This window comes from Halobacillus litoralis (genome assembly GCF_009856415.1).
Taxonomy (GTDB): Bacteria; Bacillota; Bacilli; order Bacillales; family Halobacillaceae; genus Halobacillus; species Halobacillus litoralis_C.
The window spans coordinates 72,194-91,946 of the sequence record NZ_WMEZ01000007.1; the positions used below are offsets into that span (position 1 = coordinate 72,194).

Genomic DNA, 19,753 nt, shown 5'->3' on the forward strand with positions numbered 1-19,753 from the left:
GAGGAGAATGTTTTATGGCATGGGCAGTTGTTGTCTCTGTCTTGGTAATGACAATTTTAAGTTTATTACGTGTGAATGTCATTATCGCTATTCTTGCCGCTGGACTGACCGCAGGACTCATGAACGGTGAGACTCTAGTGAGTTCATTGGAACTGCTTGTCGGCGGGATGGGCGAACAGGCGAGTGTGGCGCTTAGTTATATACTGTTAGGAGCATTTGCTGTAGCCATCAGCTATTCTGGGATTACCTCATTGCTGATCGGTTATCTGCTTCGAGTATTGAAGGATAAACGAACAATGATGGTACTTGTCATCGCATTTGTAGCGAGCTTGTCCCAAAATGTTATCCCTGTACACATTGCTTTTATTCCTATTTTAATCCCACCATTACTGAAATTATTTGATGAAATGAAATTGGACCGTCGGGCTGTAGCGGCATCTTTAACTTTTGGTTTGAAAGCACCCTATGTCATGCTGCCTGTCGGTTTTGGGTACATCTTCCATGAAACGATTCAATCATCTATGAGCACCAGTGGAATCGACCTAGGCATTGGATCAATCGCTCAATCTTTGATCATTCCTGGATCAGGTATGATTGTCGGTCTTTTGATTGCCATATTTATTACTTATCGGAAAAAACGTGAATTGCCAGATGTGGCTACTGAAGGGGACGGGGTAGAAGTCGAGAAAGTACAATCGGCCAAATTCAACCTTAATCATTTCTGGACACTTGTCGCGATCGTCGTTACCCTAGTGATTCAAGCGGTATGGCAGAACCTTATTCTAGCTGCACTCGCAGGAATCATTCTTATGTTCATTTTCCGTGTGGTTCCTTATAACAAAGGAGACAAAGTGGTGAATGAAGGAATCGGTATGATGGGCTTTATCGCCTTTGTCATGCTAGTGGCAGCAGGTTATGCGAACGTGCTGACAGAAACAGCGTCTGTATCAGCTCTTGTTGAAGTCAGTTCTGAATACCTCGGCGACAACCAGGCATTTATCGCATTCTTACTGTTACTTGTCGGGTTAATCGTTACGATGGGAATAGGTTCTTCGTTTGCCACCATTCCGATTTTGGCTGCACTTTTCGTACCCATTTGTTTGTCCGCAGGCTTTTCACCAATGGCAACAGCTGCTTTAATAGGAACCGCTGGAGCTCTAGGTGATGCTGGTTCACCGGCGTCTGACAGTACACTCGGACCAACATCCGGTCTGAATGCAGATGGAAAGCACAATCACATTTGGGATACTTGTGTTCCAACATTCTTACACTTTAATATTCCACTGTTCATCTTCGGATGGGCGGCTTCTCTATTTTTGTAAAAGGCATGTGGGTAATATTCCCACCTGCCTTTTTTTATATTCATTGGATGTCCACGCATACTAAGAAAAAAGTGAGTGGTACGTATGTGGAAAACAACATTCGCCGTATTCCTGGCGTTATTCCTCTTGATTTTGCCCATCCAGACTTCGGCTGAAGGCTGGGGGTTCAGTAAGAAAAAAGATGGTTCTGTCCCTGACGTCGGTCGCTACGGTCCTTTGATTGAAAAGTATGATGGTTTTTATGCAGACCCTTCCGGTGATCCGGTTGTTTATTTGACTTTTGATAATGGCTATGAGCAAGGGTACACAGGTCAAGTGCTCGATGTATTGAAGGAGAAAGATGTACCGGCCACTTTTTTTGTTACCGGTCATTATATTGAAAGTGCACCGGAACTATTAAAGCGAATGGCGAAGGAAGGGCACTTAATCGGGAATCACTCCTGGAGCCACCCTGACTTTACAAAAGTATCGAAAGAGAAAATGAAGAAAGAATTAGAAAGAGTGGACCAGGCTGTCAAAGAGTTGACGGATCAGGAAGTGATGACCTTCGTCCGCCCACCACGCGGAACCTTTAATGAGAAAACGTTAGAGTGGGCAAAAGAATTTGGATATACCCACGCGTTTTGGTCGCTTGCGTTTGTGGACTGGGAAACAGACAAACAACGCGGTTGGGAATACGCCTATAGGAGTGTCATCGATCAAATCCATCCAGGTGCCGTCATCCTTTTACACACTGTTTCACAAGATAATGCAGAAGCCTTGTCGCAACTTATTGATGAGCTTAGAAAAAGAGGGTACAGTTTTGGAAGTTTGAATGATCTTATGATCAAACAGATGGTTCCCGCGCCTGTTTGGGGACTTTGAGTCCAACCACTGCACAATTTTGTGCAGTGGTTTTTCTTTTTATATAAGAGTGGATGCGGGATATAAGTTATTAGAGAATATGGCAGGATTCTTAAGGACTCAGTCAATTTCGAGATGCGCTGCCATGTTGGGAGTCATGGGTGGTCGAGAAGCTACTCGCTGTTCTGCTTATGACGCGAGTGTCTGGACGATGGAGCAAGACGAACCTTTTCCCGTAGCCCCTAAACTCACACACTAGTCTCGAAACTGAGTTTTCCAGAATAGGGAGCTTAACTAAAGTGGAATGAAAGGATCAATAATGAGAAAACATTGTAGGTGGACATATGTATGGGGATGTAGAACAATGTTTGAAAAGGAATGAAGATGGAAATGAGTAAAAGAGGACATTAGGGCATAGTTCCCATTCTTAACAAATTATAAACAAATCGTCCGACAAAAGGGAGGAAAAACAGTTTGTGGAAAGAAAAGTTTAAAGCAAACACTTTTTATGATTTTGATTACACATTGCTTCGATGGGCGTTTGATCCTCTAACCCGTCTAGACCGCGAAGAGCGTTGGGTGGATGTTCCAGTGAAGCTAGGAGGAAATCATCACATTGTCCGTGTCCAGGGGCTCGGCACAACCGCTGATCCTTCTTTTGAGGTGTCGAGTGACAGTGAGGAAGATAAAGAAGCGTTGCTCTCCCACATATCTGATTTATTTCAATGGAATATAGATATAGAAAAAGTGCATCACCACTTCTTAGATACAAGTCTGAAAAAAATGTTTCAAGCCCATCCAGGTACACCGATTGTGAAAGATTTTCATCTCTATGATTGTTTGATGAAAGTCATCATTCACCAGCAGTTGAATATGAAATTCGCTTACACGTTGAGTACTCGTTTTGTGGAAACGTTAGGGACAAAAAAGGATGGAGTGTGGTTTTACCCAGATCCTGAAACTGTAGCCGATACCCCTTATGAGACGTTGAGAGAATTGCAATTCAGTCAGCGTAAAGCGGAATATGTGATTGATACATCACGTTTGATTGTGGATGGTAAGCTGGATTTGGAGGCATTAGCGATTGAATCAGATGAGGAGATTATGAAGCAACTGGTTAAGGTTAGAGGGATTGGGCCTTGGACAGCAGAAAACTGGATGATGTTCGGCGTGGGGCGACCGAACCTTTTTCCGAAAGCCGATATTGGTATCCAAAATGCTCTCAAGTTTTATTTCGAATTGGAAACTAAGCCGACATATGAGCAAATGGAGCAGTGGAGTAAGGAATGGGAACCTTATTTGAGTTATGCTTCCTTAACGCTATGGAGAAGTATCGAAGGGTGAAACAATGAGAAAATGGTCATAAACTTGTCTTCTATCTCATAATTTGTTGTAAATAGAAAAATAATGGGTGAATTGTTTTGAAAATATTCAAAATTGTTCACGCTTACGTTATAATGATAACCGTACTGGAAAATATTGAACGGCTAAAAGGAAAGAGGTCTTAATATTGGTAATTAGAGAGAGGTATTCTGACCAAGTGCATAGCGGCGAGATTTTGGATGTTCTAAGTTTGAATGGTACACCTGCATGTTTACTGGATTTGCGACTACAAACAGTTACGCTTAATCAGCAGATGCAAGGAACACTTCAACTGCAAGAGTCGGACATGTCGTTCTCTCAGTGGATCCGTAGTTTTGGTCATACAGGACAGCAACGCCTTCAACAAGTGTTGCATAATCTCCTGACAGATGGACTCAGGGAATCGTCTGTCCATTTGACAGATACGAACAAGCATAAATATCAATGCAAAATGGTTCATCTGACGAATGGTCAGATTGCTTTTTCCTTGAAAAGTATAAAGGGCCTGCTCGATGGTCCTGCTTCCATGACTCTCTCTTCGAATCAGCAAAAAGAAGCCACTTTGTCATTGAACCAATCTGTCGGTTATCGGCACCACCGACATATGATACACATGTTTGGATCGGAGTCTTCCCCTATGGAAAAAAGAATGATGCATCTTGTCGATAAATTTCCGCACGGACTGGCATTGATCAATCACAACTGGGAAGTCACTTATGCCAATCCCAAAATGGAAGAGATGACAGAGGTCCCTTTCTTACAAAACTATTTCAAGAAGTTATGGGATATCTTCCCTATACGGGAGCACTATCATTTCTTTCAACAGTATTTAAGGTCGATGGAAACTCAAGAGACTGTGGAGTTTGAAGGGTATCTCAAGGAAACCAATACAAATGTCCATGTTACCGTTCACCCTACGGAAATGGGAATCACTGTCTTCCTCCAGGACATAACCGAATACAAGAATCAATTGAAAGCATTGAGGGCATCAGAAGAACGGTTTGCATTACTTGCCAATAACATCAAAGATGTTTTTTGGATCAGCCGACCGGACTTTAAGGAACTGCACTATGTCAGTCCAGCTTTTCAGGAGATGTTCGGAATTTCCCGGCGGGAAGCTTTCCTGGACCCCAATTCTTTGGTGAAACAAGTTCATGAGTCAGACCGTGCACCTTTAAAAACAGCGTTGGATGAAATGGCACAGAAGGAAAGGGAAGTAGAATATCGTCTGTTAGGTCCTGAAGGAGAAACGAAATGGATCCGTACGAAAGGCTTTCCTGTTGAATATTATGGGAATTCATATGTTCTTGGCATTCATGAAGACGTGACTGAATACAAAGAGATGTTGGAGCTTAAGGAGAAATCCCAACAGTTGTCCACAATCACACAAATGTCTGCTGGTATTGCACATGAAATTAAAAATCCGCTAACCGCAATTAAAGGATTTTTACAGATTGGTGCAGCTAATCCTGAGTTGAGAGATAACTATCAGGAAATCATTCTCGATGAAGTCAATCGCATCGAAGCCATTGTTCAAGATTTCATGATGTTGTCTAAGCCGAAATCATCCATCCAACTTGAACAGGTAGATCCTGAACAATTGGTATCATATGTGTTGCGCCTATTAGAGCCAGAAGCGAACGAGAAGCAAATTTATCTTCTCTTTGACTGTGACCCCATCCAGGACAAATTTGAAACGGAACCGAAGCGGTTGAATCAAATTCTTATCAACCTTGTCAAAAATGCTATTGACGCTGTGGATCTAGGAGGAGAGGTTCGTGTAAGCATACAAATGTCCAGCTCTAACCTAACGCTTTCCGTTAGAGACAATGGACCTGGATTAACACCACAAGAGCTTGCCAAAATTGGTGAACCTTTCTTTACAACCAAAGAAAAAGGAACGGGTTTAGGAGTGATGGTCACGAAAAAGATCGTCTCAGACCTGAATGGAGAAATATCATATGAAAGCCAAAAAGGTAGCGGTACAACGGTTACCGTCACCTTACCAAAATAAAAATCCTTAAAATCATCATCCTACAGTGGATGATGATTTTTTTATGTTCTATTACTATTACTCTTGCGACAAAAGGACTAACGGAAACCTTATCTACAAAGAACACCTTTATTCTTTTTATTGTGTCAGGATTCATCAAATTTCGAAAATTTCAGCTATTCGCCATATAGTTATTAGAAAATTCTACGTTCAATCGCTTACAATAAATAAAATATTTTTTTACCATCAAAGCTGTTTACAAACGTATTTATGGGCTCTATAATCCCGATTGTACTACAATTTTCGTTCGACAATTTCTAACTTATTTCCACATAAAGGAGGCTTTCTGATGCTGAAAAAAGTATGGTCTTTTCTGTTGATGAATTTAGGTGCGCTCGGGGTAGCCATCAATGTCCATTTTTTCCTATCACCAAACGATCTTGCCACAGGAGGAGTAAGTGGTGCTTCAATCGTACTGAATAAAGTCATTCCTGACCTTTCATTAGGAATGATCATGATCATCTTGAACATCATACTCTTTATTGTTGGTTTTATATTCTTAGGCTTTCAATTTGGTTTGAAGACCATTTATGCAAGTTTTGCTCTGTCCTTTATGGTATGGGGACTGGAAGCATTTTTCCCAATGCAGGAAGCTTTAAGTGATGACCTTCTCATTCAATTAATCATCGGCCAAATTATCGCGGCATCAGGAATGGCGCTTGTATTCCATCAGGGAGCCTCTACCGGCGGAACAGATATCCTTGCTATGATCCTGAATAAATTCTTTTCCATTGAAGTCGGAAAAGGGGTCTTATTCTCTGATATCGCAATTGCAACATCATCTATTTTCCTATTTGGACCCACCGTCGGAATGTACGCTTTTTTCGGTGTCATTTTGAATGGTCTAGTTATTGACTACATGTTACAACAATTCGAAGACAATAAAGAGATCGTCATTATCAGCCGTGAAAGTGAACAAGTTCGCCATTTCATTGTCAATCAGCTCGGTCGAGGGGCTACCATCCACCAGGCTAAAGGAGCTTTTAATCAAGAAGACAAAGAAGTCATTACAACGATTCTAAGCCGCAAAGACTATACGCGTTTGAAAAAATATATGACAGCGATAGATGAACAAGCGTTTATAACGGTTCACTCCATGAATGAAATTCTGGGTGAGAACTTTAAACGCTTGGCATAAAAGGTGGGATAACATCCAGAACCGCATGTTTACAGATACGCTCAATGAGCGTCAATCCAGAACGGATGACGTATATGAATACTTGAAGAACCATATTTTGTTTCGCCATCTACCACCAGGTACACAGCTTGTTGAAAACATGATCGGAAAGGAATTAAAAGTTTCACGAACCCCCATCCGGAATGCAATGAAAAAGCTGGAACAGGAAGGGCTAGTCAAAATCTATACAAATCGTGGGGCCTTTGTTGTTGAACCTACGCTTGAAGAAATAAGACAAGCCTTTGATATGAGGCGTCATTTAGAGAAAATGACACTTGAACAAATCTATGACCAGATGAATGAAGAAGATTTCGTTCATTTGGAAGAATGGATTGAACATGAAAGAAAAACCTACGAAACCCGAAATATTCTGGAGTACCTGGATGTGAACAAGCAATTTCATATGACCCTTGCTTTAAAAACTAAGAATACGTTTTTAATTGACTTTACGGAACGAATCCTTAATCAAATTAATGTATATCTCATGTTGTATGACGTGTTTGTCGATGAAGATCTATATGAAAAGCAACGCTTTAAAGAACATGAACGATTGCTCGAAGCATTAAGAAATAAAGATTTGTCACGCTTGCTTCAGTTGATCGATCAGCATATGGAGGAAAGCTTGAACTCTATGTCTATAAGCCAGAGGAAAAACAGGATAGAAAAAAAGAAAAAGAGCCTTTAATCCAGACGGTTACAGTCCGGATTTAAAGGCTCTTTTTCTTTGAAGGCGTACAGTTTTAAGTAAAATACTGAGATTAATAACTACGACAGTGATCACAGAAGCCAGCGTATAATTGAAATTCTTCGTAATCATGGATAGAGATAAAAAGGCAACCACCATGATAGCGGATATGAGAAATAATGGATACTTCCTAAGTCCAAGCGGTTTGCGAACGGGGCGAGCTTCCACTGCTGATCACTCCCTGTTTATGCTTACACGTATTATATGAAAACTTAAAATAATTTGTCAATTCAAGTATATGAACCATACCCTCAAATACTCCTCTTTATTCAAATATGGCAGGATTCTTGAAGACTCGATTTCGAGACGTTTCGGGGTTCGTTGCTTGGGATGAGCGTCAGGGGTTGGCTGGGAAGCTACTCGCTTTCCTGTGGGGGAGTGGTGAGCTTCCTCGGACTACGTCCTGCGGGATCTCACCTATCTCCTTTCTCCCACGGGAGTCTCGCAGCTTCCCAGCCACCCCATTTGTCGTGCGGGTAACGAACCCCTACACCGGGAGAGACTGTCTTCCACTATCCTGGTATTATACGCATAAAACGCTCTATAGCAAGCTTTACGCACTCAAAATAGCTCCCGTGGGAGGTAGTTTTCCTTCTGTTTTCACTGAATAAAGCTGCTTATTCTGGATGTGGTTTCGAGACAATTATAAGGTAAAGGGGCGGAGGGAAACGGTGAGACTCCTATGGGACGTGTGGGACAGATGAGACCCCGGAAGGCGTAGCCTGAGGAGGCTCACCGCCCGCCCCATGGAAAGCGAACGGTTTCCCGCAGCCCCTATCCACTCAACAAAAGTCTCGAAACTGAGTCTTCCACAATAGGGAGCGTTAGTGGTATGATTATTCGTGATTCATTATTTGAAATATTAAGAAAAATTGCTATAATAGAAATGGACAAACTGAACAGTCGCTCATTAAAAAGGAGGCCGCTACATGAAAAGAGAAGAACTGATTGCTCCTGAAAGGTACAATGTCGTTTCTGAGATGGAGAAGTTCGCTAAAGAAACGGGAAGAAAAGCTTTATTGTGGTTGAATGAAGAAGGAGATCAAAAAGAAGTTACATATGAAAAGTTGATGAAAAATGCGAATAAAATTGGAAACGCTTTCCTAGAGCAGGGGTTAAAGCAAGGGGATAAAGTACTCGTCATGATCCCTCGCTTGATTGAAGCTTATCAAGTGTATATTGCAGCTCTTAAAGTAGGTCTTGTCGTTATTCCGAGTTCTGAAATGCTGAGAACAAAAGATTTGCAGTATAGAATTTCCCACGGAGAAGTGAGCGGGGTCGTCAGCTATCACCCTTACACAGACCAATTCCATGGCGTAAATGAATTTGATGAGTTAATCACTTTTTCTGTAGGTGGGGCAAAAGAAAAATGGCGTGACCTTGATTCTCTCATGGATGACCACAGTGAGGAGTTGTCCCTTGCGGATACTTCAAGAGGTGATATGGCATTCCTTTCTTACACATCTGGTACGACGGGTAACCCGAAAGGTGTTGTTCATACACATGGTTGGGGATATGCTCATTTGAAGACGGCTGCCGATAAATGGCTGGCAATCCAAGATGGAGATACGGTTTGGGCGACAGCGGGACCAGGTTGGCAGAAGTGGATATGGAGTCCTTTCCTTTCTGTGCTCGGAACAGGTGCTCAAGGTCTGATTTATCAAGGGAAATTTGACCCTAAAAAATATTTAAGCTTGATGGATGAGCACGATGTGAATGTTCTTTGCTGTACTCCAACAGAATATCGTTTAATGGCTAAGGTAGACAACTTAACAGACTATAAATTAGAGGGACTGCACAGTGCGGTATCTGCTGGAGAGCCGTTAAATCGCGAAGTCATCGATACGTTCCAAAAACATTATGATGTAACGGTGCGGGATGGTTACGGCCAGACAGAAAATACGCTTCTTGTTGGAATTATGAAAGATATGGAAGTGCGCCCTGGGTCGATGGGGCAGCCAACACCAGGAAACCAGGTCGATATCATCGATGAAATGGGTACGCCTGTAGAGGCTGGCGAGGTAGGGGACATTGCCGTCCATCTCGATACGCCCGCCTTGTTTAAAGAGTATTATAAAGATCCGGAACGTACGAAGATGTCCCGACGAGGCAACTATTATGTGACGGGCGACCAGGCAAAAAAGGACAAAGATGGGTACTTTTGGTTTGAAGGCAGAAGTGATGATATCATCATTAGTTCCGGTTATACCATCGGCCCTTTTGAAGTAGAAGATGCTCTTGTTAAACATGAGGCTGTCCAAGAATGTGCAGTCGTTGCAAGCCCGGATGAAGTTCGTGGAAACGTTGTAAAGGCCTACATTGTCCTTCAAAAAGGGTTTGAAGGAGATGACGAGTTAGTTTCTGACCTTCAAAATCATGTGAAGGAATTGACGGCGCCTTACAAATATCCTAGAAAAGTGGAATTCATTCAAGAGCTGCCGAAGACCACCTCTGGAAAAATACGAAGAGTGGAGCTTCGTCAAAAAGAGAATGTCATGAAATAGTATAATCATCAAAACCTGAAGGTCGAAAAAGGCCTTCAGGTTTGTTATGCTGAAAAGGAAATTTCAGTAAGGAGGAACCTATGATTCGAAGTGTAAAGCTTGAAGATGCGGAAGGATTCGTTCCATTAATGGATGCTCTCGGTTATCCATCAAGTAAGGAAGCAATGGAAAATAGATTGCAAAACATACTATCACAAAAACACTACCAAACCTTTGTCTATGAGGCCAACGATCAGTTGCTCGGCATGATTGGAATGACATTCTGCGAAGCTTATCACACCGATGATCCACACGTACGAGTGATTGCCTTTGTGGTACATGAATCAGAGCAGGGAAAAGGATTAGGGAAAATGCTTATGCAAAAAGCCGTTGAATGGGCGATCAATCAAGGGGCTAAATCGATCATGTTGAATAGTGGAAATAGAGCGGAAAGAGAGAAGGCTCATGAGATCTATCACTCCTTTGGATTTGAGGGAAGAGCGACAGGGTTCTATAGACGGCTCGACTAAAAATAATCTAAGATAATTAGGCCATAATAAATACATGTAAAAACTTTTAAGGAGGGCGGAGTGTGGGTGAAAATCAGACTGGAAGTTACATATAAAACCCCGAAGAAAACAGAAGCTTTTTTTAGATCAGAAGAGATGACGATTGGGCAGGCCTTGTTAATAACAGAGGATCTGGAAAAGACAGGACGCGCCAAATCGATTACCTTTATCGATGCCTATGATACGACTTGGAAGCGGAAGGATTTACAAAAATATTTGGATGATCTTGAAACGGAACCTCATGAGATCACCGTCTATTTTGATGGAGGCTACGAAATAAAGGAGCGTAAAGCAGGTCTTGGTTGTGTCATTTATTATACTCAAAGCGGAAAAGCCATGCGTCTTCGATTGAATGCCCTGGTTGATGAGTTAGATACGAATAATGAAGCGGAGTATGCGGCCTTACATTTGGCCATTCAAGAATTGGATTTTATGGGCGTACATCACATTCCTGTTCGGTTCGTAGGAGACTCTCAAGTTGTAATCAACCAACTGAATGAGGAGTGGCCCACGATGGAAGAGGCTTTAAATGATTGGGCGGATCGTATTGATGATAAATTAAAGCAGATGGGGATTACACCATCCTTCGAAGTTATTTCGAGAAAAGATAACGGAGAGGCGGACAGACTTGCTTCACAAGCATTAAAAGGAGTAAAGGTGACAAGTCGAGCAGAGTTGGAATAATGAACGATCGAGAGGCGATGGATATCCATCGCCTTTTTCACTCCACTTAAGGTCTGATGCTAACCGGAGTTCCCACAGGGATGGTCCTAGCTAGCTCTTCTACATCTTTATTAAACATGCGGATACACCCCTTGGAAACTGCTTTTCCAATAGATGAGGGGTTGTTGGTCCCATGAATGCCATAATGCTGTTTGGATAAACTCATCCACATCGTTCCGTACGGCCCACCTGGATTTGGAGCTTTGTTAATGATGAAGAAGTTTCCGACAGGAGTCTCTGAAAGCATGCGTCCCACGGCAATAGGAAATTCCTTTTGTAATGAACCATTTTTGTACAAACGTAATTGACGTTTAGTTGTGGATATATCAATCCTATAAGGAATGGTCTCTGGATTCGGAAAGCCTGGAATATTGATTCGTTGTCCGGGAAAAATCATATTCGGATTTGGAATTTGGTTGGCTGCCAGGATATCTCTCAACGGCGTACGATAATCTCTTGAAATTTGTGCTAATGTTTCACCTGGTTTTACGATATGGATCATTCCGGTCCCTCCGTTTACAATGGTTATACCATTTTATGTAGGAATACAGGAGACTTGACTAAAAGAAAGGACCTGACGTCACTAGTCAGGTCCTTCTTTCTAGGCAAGCCTTTATAATACGATGGTTTTATTTTTATGAACGATGACACGATCTTCAAGGGCCCATTTGACGGCTCTGTTTAGGACGCTACGCTCAATGAGGCGCCCTTTTTTCTTTAAATCATTCACACTGTTCCGATGGTCGACTCTTATAACATCTTGTTCAATAATCGGACCTTCGTCAAGGTCGTCTGTAACATAATGGGAGGTGGCCCCGATTAACTTGACCCCGCGTTTGTAGGCGCGTTTGTGCGGGTTAGCGCCGATGAATGCGGGCAAGAAGGAGTGATGAATGTTAATAATCTTAGATGGATGACTGTCTACAAACTTAGGGGTGAGAATTTGCATGTATCGAGCTAAGATAATTAAATCAATATTATACTCTTCTAACAAGTCCAACTGTTTCTCTTCTACCTCTTCTCGAATCTCTTTATTTGCAGGGATGTAATAAAAAGGGATACCAAATGACTCGACAATTTCTCTCGCAGATTCATGGTTACTTATGACGAGAGGGATATCCGTAACGAGGTCACCGCTTTCCCATTCATACAAAAGTTCACGCAAGCAATGGAGTTCCTTGGATACAAAAATAGCCGTGCGTTTCAGTTCATGCAGAAAAGTCATTCGCCAGGTCATCTCGAATTGGTCTGCAAGGGCATAGAAGTCTGCTTTCATTGTTTCTTCCTTGGACTTCATATTTTCTGAAGCGAATACAATACGTAGGAAAAAGGTTCCTTCTTCATGATCTGTCGTAAATTGATTCGATTCCACAATGTTTGCTCCGTGTTCATAGAGGAATGTTGAGATGCTGGAAACGATTCCTGGTTTGTCTGGGCAACTGACGAGCAAGCGGGCTTTATCCTCATTCTTGGTTAAGTAATGTTGAATTTGTTGGTTGGTGGTAGTCATCAACACTCATCCTTCCTTTTTGTTCTCCCCATTATAGTCGAGTAAAAGCCGTTTGGAAAGCAGGCTCATGTTTCGAAATGGGAAAATTCGGATACATTCTCCATGTAGCAAGTAAATTAAAATTTTCTTTCTATAAAGGAGAAATGAAAATGCGTAACTATTTAAAGCATTATATAAACGGTGAGTGGGTAGAATCTACAGGAAATGAAACAGAAGAAGTAATTAACCCTGCAACAGAAGAAGTCATCGGTACCATTAGTCTTGGAACGAAGGAGGATTTGGATAAAGCGGTCCAGGCTGCCCGGGATGCTTTTCCTTCTTTTTCTAAAACCCCTAAAGAAGAAAGAATCAAATTGCTCGAAAACATAGCTGCTGAATATGAGAACCGTAAAGAAGAAATTATAGAGACGATTACGGCAGAATTGGGTTCACCAAAATCCATTTCAGAAAACGTTCACTATATGATGGGGTATAATCATTTTTCACAAGCCGCAGAATCCTTAAGAGATTTTTCATTTATTGAAGATCGCGGAGGACATACGGTCATGAAGGATTCGGTAGGAGTCAGTGGTTTGATCACCCCATGGAATTTCCCAACAAACCAAATTTCAACAAAAATCGCCAGTGCGTTTGCAGCTGGAAGTCCCGTAGTTGCGAAACCCGCAGAACTGACCCCTTTTGCGGCAATTATATTAACTGAGATTTTTGATAAGGTCGGCGTACCTAAAGGTGCTTTCAACTTAGTGAACGGATCAGGTTCCGTTATCGGTGACGGCATCAGTTCACATCCAGATATCGATTTTGTATCATTTACGGGTTCTGGTGCTGTAGGCCAGAAAATCATGCAAAATGCGTCTGAACGTATTGCCAATGTTGCCTTGGAACTCGGAGGGAAATCCCCGCTGGTCGTACTTGAAGACGCTGATGTTGAAAACGCAGCTAGAGCGGCTGTCAGTCACATCGCTACAAACAGTGGACAGGTTTGTTCAGCTGCAACAAGAGTGCTAGTACCTTCTTCGATGAAAGATTCCTTTGAAGAGGCCATTAAAAAAGTACTTCCTGAGTTCCCTGTCGGCGACCCTCAAGGAGATAACCATATCGGTCCATTGGTTTCGCAAAAGCAATGGAACACTGTCCAATCGTATATTGAAAAAGGACAAGAAGAAGGAGCGACTCTTCTAGTGGGAGGTACAGGGAAACCTGAAGGGTTAGATAAAGGCTATTACGCAAAACCTACCGTGTTTACAAATGTGAATAACGATATGGTCATCGCACAAGAAGAAATATTTGGTCCAGTCACATGCTTGATTACCTATGACACGATTGAAGAAGCGATTGAAATTTCCAATGATGTAAAATATGGACTCGCAGGCTACGTGTTCGGTGAAGATGAACAGACACTAGCCAAGGTTGCTTCCAGCATCCGAGCAGGTCGAGTCAAAATCAATGATGCAGAAGCAGACTTCGCCGCACCATTTGGTGGATATAAACAATCTGGTATAGGAAGAGAATGGGGCGATTATGGTATTGAAGAATATTTAGAAGTGAAAACAGTTTTAGGTTATCCGAAAATGTAAGATAGAGGAAGGCGGAAACGTATTCCGCCTTTTTTCTTTTCGGAAAAAAAGGAAGTATTTTGAAAAAAATGAAACCTTCCCCTCATTCGATTCGTATTTCTAGTAGAAGCAATTGTATGGAATCTATGAAGAGGTGGAAGAATGGAAAAAAAACTAATCATTCTTGGTGGGCTTATCATTTTTGTGGTTTGTGCCTACATATACGTCGATCAAAGGTATTTTTTCAATCCTATAGCATTCACTCAAGACGATGTTACTCCTCATCATTGGAGTGAATATGAAAGACCGGTCACGATTACCTACTACGATTTAGGAACAGAAAGAAAAGCATACATACTGGAGCAGGAAGAAGCGGTCCGTAAGTTCCTGGAAGAAATGAAGAACAGCCCGTCCGTCCAGGAAACATCTACAAACTCAGAAGTGGAAGGGGCTCTCAAACTTTCGTGCGAAGGAGATACCTTATTGGAAGTGTATTTCTACGAAGGTTATTGGCAAATCCTTCGTGAAAGTGGCACAATGTTTGAGTTGACTCAGGACCTTAAGGGATTAATCGAAACACTCTAGCCAGTTGGAACCCCCATTCCAACTGGCTTTTTTTATTTCTTCATCCTCCACAACAGCTCCCGATTGTGGAAAAACTCGATTTCAAGATTTTTCCGGGCTTTGTTTGCCATAATGGGAGTCAGGGGTGTTTTGGAAGCTTCCCAAACACCCCATTTCATACTTGTGAGAAACAAACCCCTTTAACAAGTTAGGCTGTTTTTTACTAATGACTATTAGAAGCATAAAACACGATGTATTTTCAGGATTCTAACAAGCGACAGTCCCATTAAGCTGCATGGCTGCTTATTCTAAAATTGGTTTCGAAACACTTATTAGGCAAAGGGGCGGAGGGAAACGGTGAGACTCCTATGGGGTGTGCGGGACAGCTGAGACCCCGGTAGGCGAAGCCTGAGGAGGCTCAGCGCCCGCCCCATGGAAAGCGAACCTTTTCCTGGAGCCCCTAGAACCCCACCAAAGTATCGAAACTGAGTCTTCCACAAACCTGCCATATGGTTGAATAAAGTTGATTAGAAGATGGTGGGGGTGTCATTGTACATGGATGGTTTTGTTCTTTTCCTTATGGATGAGGTTGTAATATACTTGGAAAGGATAAAGATAATAGAGGATGTAAAGGAGGTTTGTTAACCATGAATAAATGGTTTACGCATATTTTTAATATCATCGTCGGGGTTCTCATTGTAGCCGAAGGTGCGGTATATATTTTTATGAACAATAAAGACGGGGAATTCCATTTACGAAGCATTATGATGACGGCTCTATTATTTTTAGCATGGGGCATGTCCTACCGCAAACAACTGACTAGTGAAAACTCAAGCGCATGGTTAATTGTAACGATTATCATATTGATTCCTATGATTCTTCCCTGGTTGTTTTTCATTTAAAAAAATTATGTGAGCCATTTGAAAAGGCCGATACTTCCGAATAGCAACGCGGACAGTAAGTATATGTAACCGATGGCTCTATGCTTTCCTTCCTCACTGTTAGTTTCCACGGCCCCTGCAAAAGCTAAAAAAAGCACGCCGATGATAAATAACGTCACTTCAACGCCGGAAAAGGGAGAGGCCTTGAGCGTAAGCCATCCTTCTACTGGAATGGCTGTGAAGAGTGGGAAATATAAAGGATTTAGACGATCATCCCACTTTTTCTTCTCTTCAGACACGATTTTCCCACCTCATTTCCACGATCTATTTCTATTTACTTTCCACTTTTTCTTTCCTTTTGTCAAACAACGACAAGAATCGCGTTAGTTTTTTACTGGATAGGGTATAAAACATACATCCTCATTTGCCTTCTGTCTTTACACTTGTTAGAATAAAGCTCGTGTTTTTCTCCGGTACATAACCTCGTAAAGTTGAATGAATTACCTCACGCAGAACAAACTAAATCAAGAAGATGTGGAAAGGATGTATGTCATTTGAAGACAAAATTAATTGATTGGCCAACGTTTATCGGCGCTCTTGTGTTGCTGCTCGGTGTCACGTTACCACTGATTATCTTCCCGGAAGCCGGTAAAGAGGTTGTATCACAAGCGAATACGTTCATGACGGAAAACTTTGGTGTCCTTTATATGATTATGGGCTTTGTTATTTTCGCTTTCCTTGTTTATGTGGCTTTTAGTAAAAATGGATCGATCAAACTCGGGGACGAAGGGGAAAAGCCTGAGTTCAATACGTTCTCTTGGGCAGCGATGCTATTTGCCGCCGGAATCGGTTCTAGTATTTTATACTGGGCGGTTATTGAATGGGCGTATTACTATCAGGGACCTCCTTTTGGTGTAGAAGCTGGATCGAAAGAGGCAATCCAATGGGCATCTGCCTATGGAATGTTCCACTGGGGTCCGATTGCTTGGGCGATTTACACATTGCCGGCCCTCCCTATTGCTTATTTCTACTACGTTCGAAAAAAACCTGTACTTAAAGTCAGTGAGGCTGTCCGACCTGTATTAGGTGATTCAGTTGACGGTCCTCTTGGAAACATCATTGATGTGTTATTCATGTTCGGACTATTGGGAGGAGCAGGAACCACGCTTGCTCTGGGTACACCTATGATTGCTCAAGGAATTAATAGCTTGACTGGTATACCAGCCAATTTAGGGTTGAAAACAGTCATTATGCTATTGTGTACATTGATCTTCGCAATAAGCTCGTATTCCGGACTTAAGCGGGGAATTAAAGTCCTCAGTGATGTGAACTTGTGGCTATCAATCTTCTTGCTGGCCTTTATTTTCATCTTTGGACCCACTCGATTCATCAGTGAGACAACGTTCAACGCGTTGGGAATTTTGGCGGATAATTTCTTCAAGATGGCCACTTGGATGGAGCCGTTCGGAAATTTAGGTCAGTTTGAAAAAACAAGCTTTCCTGAATATTGGACAATTTTCTACTGGGCTTGGTGGCTTGTGTATGCTCCGTTTGTCGGGTTGTTTGTTGCGCGTATTTCCAGAGGACGTACGATTCGTCAGATGGTACTTGGAACAATGGTATACGGAACGCTGGGTTGTGTGCTTTTCTTCGGAATCATGGGGAACTTCGGGTTGTACATGCAGTTGACAGGACAGTTCGATGCCATCGCATTTATGGATGCGAATGGTGCGCCTGCGACCATTATTGAAATCATCAACCAACTGCCGTTAGCGAAATTCATGGTCTTAATCTTTACCATCCTGGCGATTATTTTCCTAGCAACGACTTTCGATTCCTCTTCATACATTCTGGCTTCGGTTGTACAGAAGAATGTGGAGGGAGAACCTTTACGTTGGAACCGTTTGTTCTGGGCTTTCGCCTTGTGTTTAATGCCGCTTGCGCTTATGTTCCTTGGAGGGTTGGATACGTTACAGACCGCGAGTATCGTAGGTGGATTCCCACTTATTGTGATTATGTTCTTGCTCGCATGGTCCTTCATGAAGGCCTCCAACACGGATATACGTGAATCGGATGATTATGAACCGAGTACGATTCACATTAGACGTTGGAAAAACCGTAAGAAGAAGAAAAAACGATCGGCTCTTGAAGCACTAGAAGATAAACCTGATCAAGATTAATGTAAAAAGAGGTTTTCCTAAACTAAGGAAAACCTCTTTTTTGTTTGCATTTCCAATGGGAATTATTGGGGAAGGTACGGTTGGGCAGATCGAACATTAAAGTCTCCGCTATCAGTTAAGAATTGTTGCAGCAAGTGAAGGTGGTCCCCACCGATGAGAACGAGGATACGGTCACCCTTACCTGCAATTCTTGAGATATTTGCGGCTATCGCCAAATCACGGTGATGCCATTGTTTTAACCATTGCACCCCGACTTGATGCTGCCTGTCCCCCACACGTGCCAACTTCATATAAATTCTTTGAAGTTCGGCACTGTAGTTTGGATCATTGACATAATGTAGGATTGTTTTTATGGTTTCATTATTTTCCATCGACTTAAGCCCTTTTTGAACTTCCATAATTTCTTTAAATAAGGCAGGTTGATGTTCTTTTGCCCATTCAAAAACCTCGTTTAGTGTCGGGCTGGACATATCCACTATTTCATCGATGGGGTAGACGGTTGGCAATTCCAATTCATGGGCAAGCCGAAAAGCGACTTGTTCAACTTCGTCATAGGTAGGCGTAAGGGTTTTATTTTTAAAGGCCTTAAATTTACGATCCAATTCTTCTTCTAATAAGAAAGATTTTTCAACAGCAATTTTTGTGGGCTTGAATTCTTTCAGTGAAACAATAATTTCTTGAATTTCCTGTTGTTGATCATTGACCATCTCTGGATTCATGGACATATGAAAAGTTCCTACAAGCAAAATTTCTGGTTTGATCACAGCCATCTCTCCTTCTTTGTAATCACTTTATTTTGAAAGGAGGGAGGATGTCTTCTCCGAGTTCCTGCACAACTTCCTCCACAGGCCTTTTGTTTTTGGCTAAACCGAACATTAAATGATTAACGCCGACGGAACGATACTGTTCAATCAAATCCAGCAGTCCATTTCTCCCCACTTTATATCCAGCAGGAATTTTTTCAATAGGAGCATTTTGGTCTTCTTCCAGCTGTAATGGAAGGGGCATAAAGAAGGGACGGAATGCTGAGTCGCCGTGGTAATGTTTCACTTTCTCTCTATACTGGGAGATGGTTTGTTTCTGCTGTGTTGGACGTTGTGGATAAAACATCCATCCATCTCCATGTTCAGCAACCCAATCCAGTGTCTGTTGGCAATAGCCAGTCATAAAAGTCGGGATGCGCTTTTCAGGCTTTGGTACAATGTTTGAACGATTCATCGTGCCAAATGAAGAGTGAACCTCGGGAAATTCATTGTAGAGTGCTTCATTGAAAAAATGGAACGCTTCCCTGAACCATTGACCACGCTCCATAATGGGAATGTTCAGGCCTTCAAAGTCCTTCCTTCGATCACCCGATGAAATCCCGAACATCAGGCGTTCAGGAAAAAGCTTTTCGATACTCGCCACTTCTTTCGCCGTCCTTAAAGGGTGCCGGAGCGGCATAACAAGGGCTGCTGTACCCAAATTGATTTTCTTCGTGTGGGCAGCCAGATACGTTAGATAGATTAAGCTATCAAAAATCTGTCCTGTTGCTGGATCTTCAAATGTAGGGTCTTCTAATAAAACGTCCTGGAACCAAAGGGAATCAAAGTTTAAATCTTCAGCTAGTTGAGCCATTTGTACTTGATTCTTCATCTCTGGAGGGGATTCATCATAGTTTTCGATGGGGATGGTCAAGCCGAATGTGATTTGGTCTGGTTGTAGCATTTGCTGATACCCGCGATGGTCTTGAAACAAAAGGAACCCTCCTTCATTGTTATCGACTATTTTCTATTATAATGAGAA

Annotated in this window: 19 protein-coding genes; 13 read left to right on the forward strand and 6 right to left on the reverse strand. The window is 42.1% G+C overall.

The genetic code is table 11. The features are described from left to right. Positions 1-14 precede the first annotated feature (14 nt). The 6 genes from GLV98_RS15685 to GLV98_RS15710 all read left to right on the forward strand — a co-directional run bounded on the left by GLV98_RS15685 (position 15) and on the right by GLV98_RS15710 (position 7,442). A complete protein-coding gene (locus GLV98_RS15685) occupies positions 15-1,322 on the forward strand; it encodes a Na+/H+ antiporter family protein (RefSeq protein WP_160916938.1) in 1,308 nt (435 codons plus the stop codon). Between the two features lie 84 nt (positions 1,323-1,406). Then, complete coding sequence (gene pdaA, locus GLV98_RS15690; RefSeq protein ID WP_160916941.1) at positions 1,407-2,186, forward strand: delta-lactam-biosynthetic de-N-acetylase; 780 nt, start codon at positions 1,407-1,409, stop codon at positions 2,184-2,186. Between the two features lie 453 nt (positions 2,187-2,639). Then, positions 2,640-3,509, forward strand: coding sequence for a DNA-3-methyladenine glycosylase family protein (locus tag GLV98_RS15695; RefSeq protein ID WP_160916943.1), 870 nt, complete (start codon positions 2,640-2,642; stop codon positions 3,507-3,509). Between the two features lie 172 nt (positions 3,510-3,681). Further along, positions 3,682-5,541 carry an ATP-binding protein gene (locus tag GLV98_RS15700; protein ID WP_423785018.1) on the forward strand — a complete coding sequence of 620 codons (1,860 nt, stop codon included), beginning with the start codon at positions 3,682-3,684 and terminating at the stop codon, positions 5,539-5,541. A gap of 328 nt (positions 5,542-5,869) precedes the next feature. Continuing rightward, positions 5,870-6,718, forward strand: coding sequence for a YitT family protein (locus tag GLV98_RS15705; protein WP_160916945.1), 849 nt, complete (start codon positions 5,870-5,872; stop codon positions 6,716-6,718). Next, on the forward strand, positions 6,693-7,442 hold the full coding sequence (locus tag GLV98_RS15710; RefSeq protein ID WP_160916947.1) for an FCD domain-containing protein: 750 nt from the start codon (positions 6,693-6,695) through the stop codon (positions 7,440-7,442). Before GLV98_RS15705 ends, GLV98_RS15710 begins: the two co-directional genes overlap by 26 nt. Before the next feature lie 9 nt (positions 7,443-7,451). Here the strand turns inward: GLV98_RS15710 and GLV98_RS15715 are convergent, their stop codons facing one another. Further along, a complete protein-coding gene (locus GLV98_RS15715; protein WP_160916949.1) occupies positions 7,452-7,670 on the reverse strand; it encodes a hypothetical protein in 219 nt (72 codons plus the stop codon). Between the two features lie 761 nt (positions 7,671-8,431). Between GLV98_RS15715 and mbcS the strand changes: the two genes are divergently transcribed. The 3 genes from mbcS (at position 8,432) to GLV98_RS15730 (ending at position 11,238) form a co-directional block, all read left to right on the forward strand. Further along, the gene (gene mbcS, locus GLV98_RS15720; RefSeq protein WP_160916951.1) at positions 8,432-10,006 is read left to right on the forward strand and encodes an acyl-CoA synthetase MbcS; all 1,575 of its coding nucleotides are present in this window, start codon (positions 8,432-8,434) and stop codon (positions 10,004-10,006) included. Positions 10,007-10,086: 80 nt separating this feature from the next. After that, entirely contained in the window at positions 10,087-10,515 is a 429-nt protein-coding gene (locus tag GLV98_RS15725) for a GNAT family N-acetyltransferase (RefSeq protein WP_160916953.1), read from the forward strand. A 66-nt stretch (positions 10,516-10,581) separates the two neighbouring features. Beyond that, on the forward strand, positions 10,582-11,238 hold the full coding sequence (locus GLV98_RS15730) for a reverse transcriptase-like protein (protein ID WP_160916956.1): 657 nt from the start codon (positions 10,582-10,584) through the stop codon (positions 11,236-11,238). A 46-nt stretch (positions 11,239-11,284) separates the two neighbouring features. Here GLV98_RS15730 and GLV98_RS15735 read toward each other — a convergent pair whose 3' ends face one another. After that, positions 11,285-11,779, reverse strand: coding sequence for a L,D-transpeptidase family protein (locus GLV98_RS15735; protein ID WP_160916958.1), 495 nt, complete (start codon positions 11,777-11,779; stop codon positions 11,285-11,287). Positions 11,780-11,890: 111 nt separating this feature from the next. Then, the gene (gene purU, locus GLV98_RS15740; RefSeq protein ID WP_394219682.1) at positions 11,891-12,790 is read right to left on the reverse strand and encodes a formyltetrahydrofolate deformylase; all 900 of its coding nucleotides are present in this window, start codon (positions 12,788-12,790) and stop codon (positions 11,891-11,893) included. 146 nt (positions 12,791-12,936) lie between these two features. Between purU and GLV98_RS15745 the strand changes: the two genes are divergently transcribed. The 3 genes from GLV98_RS15745 to GLV98_RS15755 all read left to right on the forward strand — a co-directional run bounded on the left by GLV98_RS15745 (position 12,937) and on the right by GLV98_RS15755 (position 15,809). After that, the gene (locus GLV98_RS15745; protein WP_160916962.1) at positions 12,937-14,364 is read left to right on the forward strand and encodes an aldehyde dehydrogenase family protein; all 1,428 of its coding nucleotides are present in this window, start codon (positions 12,937-12,939) and stop codon (positions 14,362-14,364) included. A gap of 141 nt (positions 14,365-14,505) precedes the next feature. After that, positions 14,506-14,928, forward strand: a complete 423-nt coding sequence (locus GLV98_RS15750) for a hypothetical protein (protein ID WP_160916964.1) — start codon at positions 14,506-14,508, stop codon at positions 14,926-14,928. A gap of 626 nt (positions 14,929-15,554) precedes the next feature. Next, positions 15,555-15,809: a hypothetical protein gene (locus GLV98_RS15755; protein WP_160916966.1), complete on the forward strand. Its 255-nt coding sequence runs from the start codon at positions 15,555-15,557 to the stop codon at positions 15,807-15,809. A 5-nt stretch (positions 15,810-15,814) separates the two neighbouring features. On the opposite strand, the gene GLV98_RS15760 is transcribed toward GLV98_RS15755, so the two are convergent. Next, entirely contained in the window at positions 15,815-16,087 is a 273-nt protein-coding gene (locus GLV98_RS15760) for a hypothetical protein (RefSeq protein ID WP_202410095.1), read from the reverse strand. A gap of 255 nt (positions 16,088-16,342) precedes the next feature. Between GLV98_RS15760 and GLV98_RS15765 the strand changes: the two genes are divergently transcribed. Then, complete coding sequence (locus GLV98_RS15765) at positions 16,343-17,968, forward strand: BCCT family transporter (protein WP_160916969.1); 1,626 nt, start codon at positions 16,343-16,345, stop codon at positions 17,966-17,968. 62 nt (positions 17,969-18,030) lie between these two features. On the opposite strand, the gene GLV98_RS15770 is transcribed toward GLV98_RS15765, so the two are convergent. Together GLV98_RS15770 and GLV98_RS15775 are read right to left on the reverse strand one after the other, a co-directional pair. Then, entirely contained in the window at positions 18,031-18,732 is a 702-nt protein-coding gene (locus GLV98_RS15770) for a DUF5694 domain-containing protein (RefSeq protein ID WP_160916971.1), read from the reverse strand. A 22-nt stretch (positions 18,733-18,754) separates the two neighbouring features. Further along, positions 18,755-19,675 carry a TIGR03571 family LLM class oxidoreductase gene (locus tag GLV98_RS15775; RefSeq protein ID WP_160917126.1) on the reverse strand — a complete coding sequence of 307 codons (921 nt, stop codon included), beginning with the start codon at positions 19,673-19,675 and terminating at the stop codon, positions 18,755-18,757. Positions 19,676-19,753 lie beyond the last annotated feature (78 nt).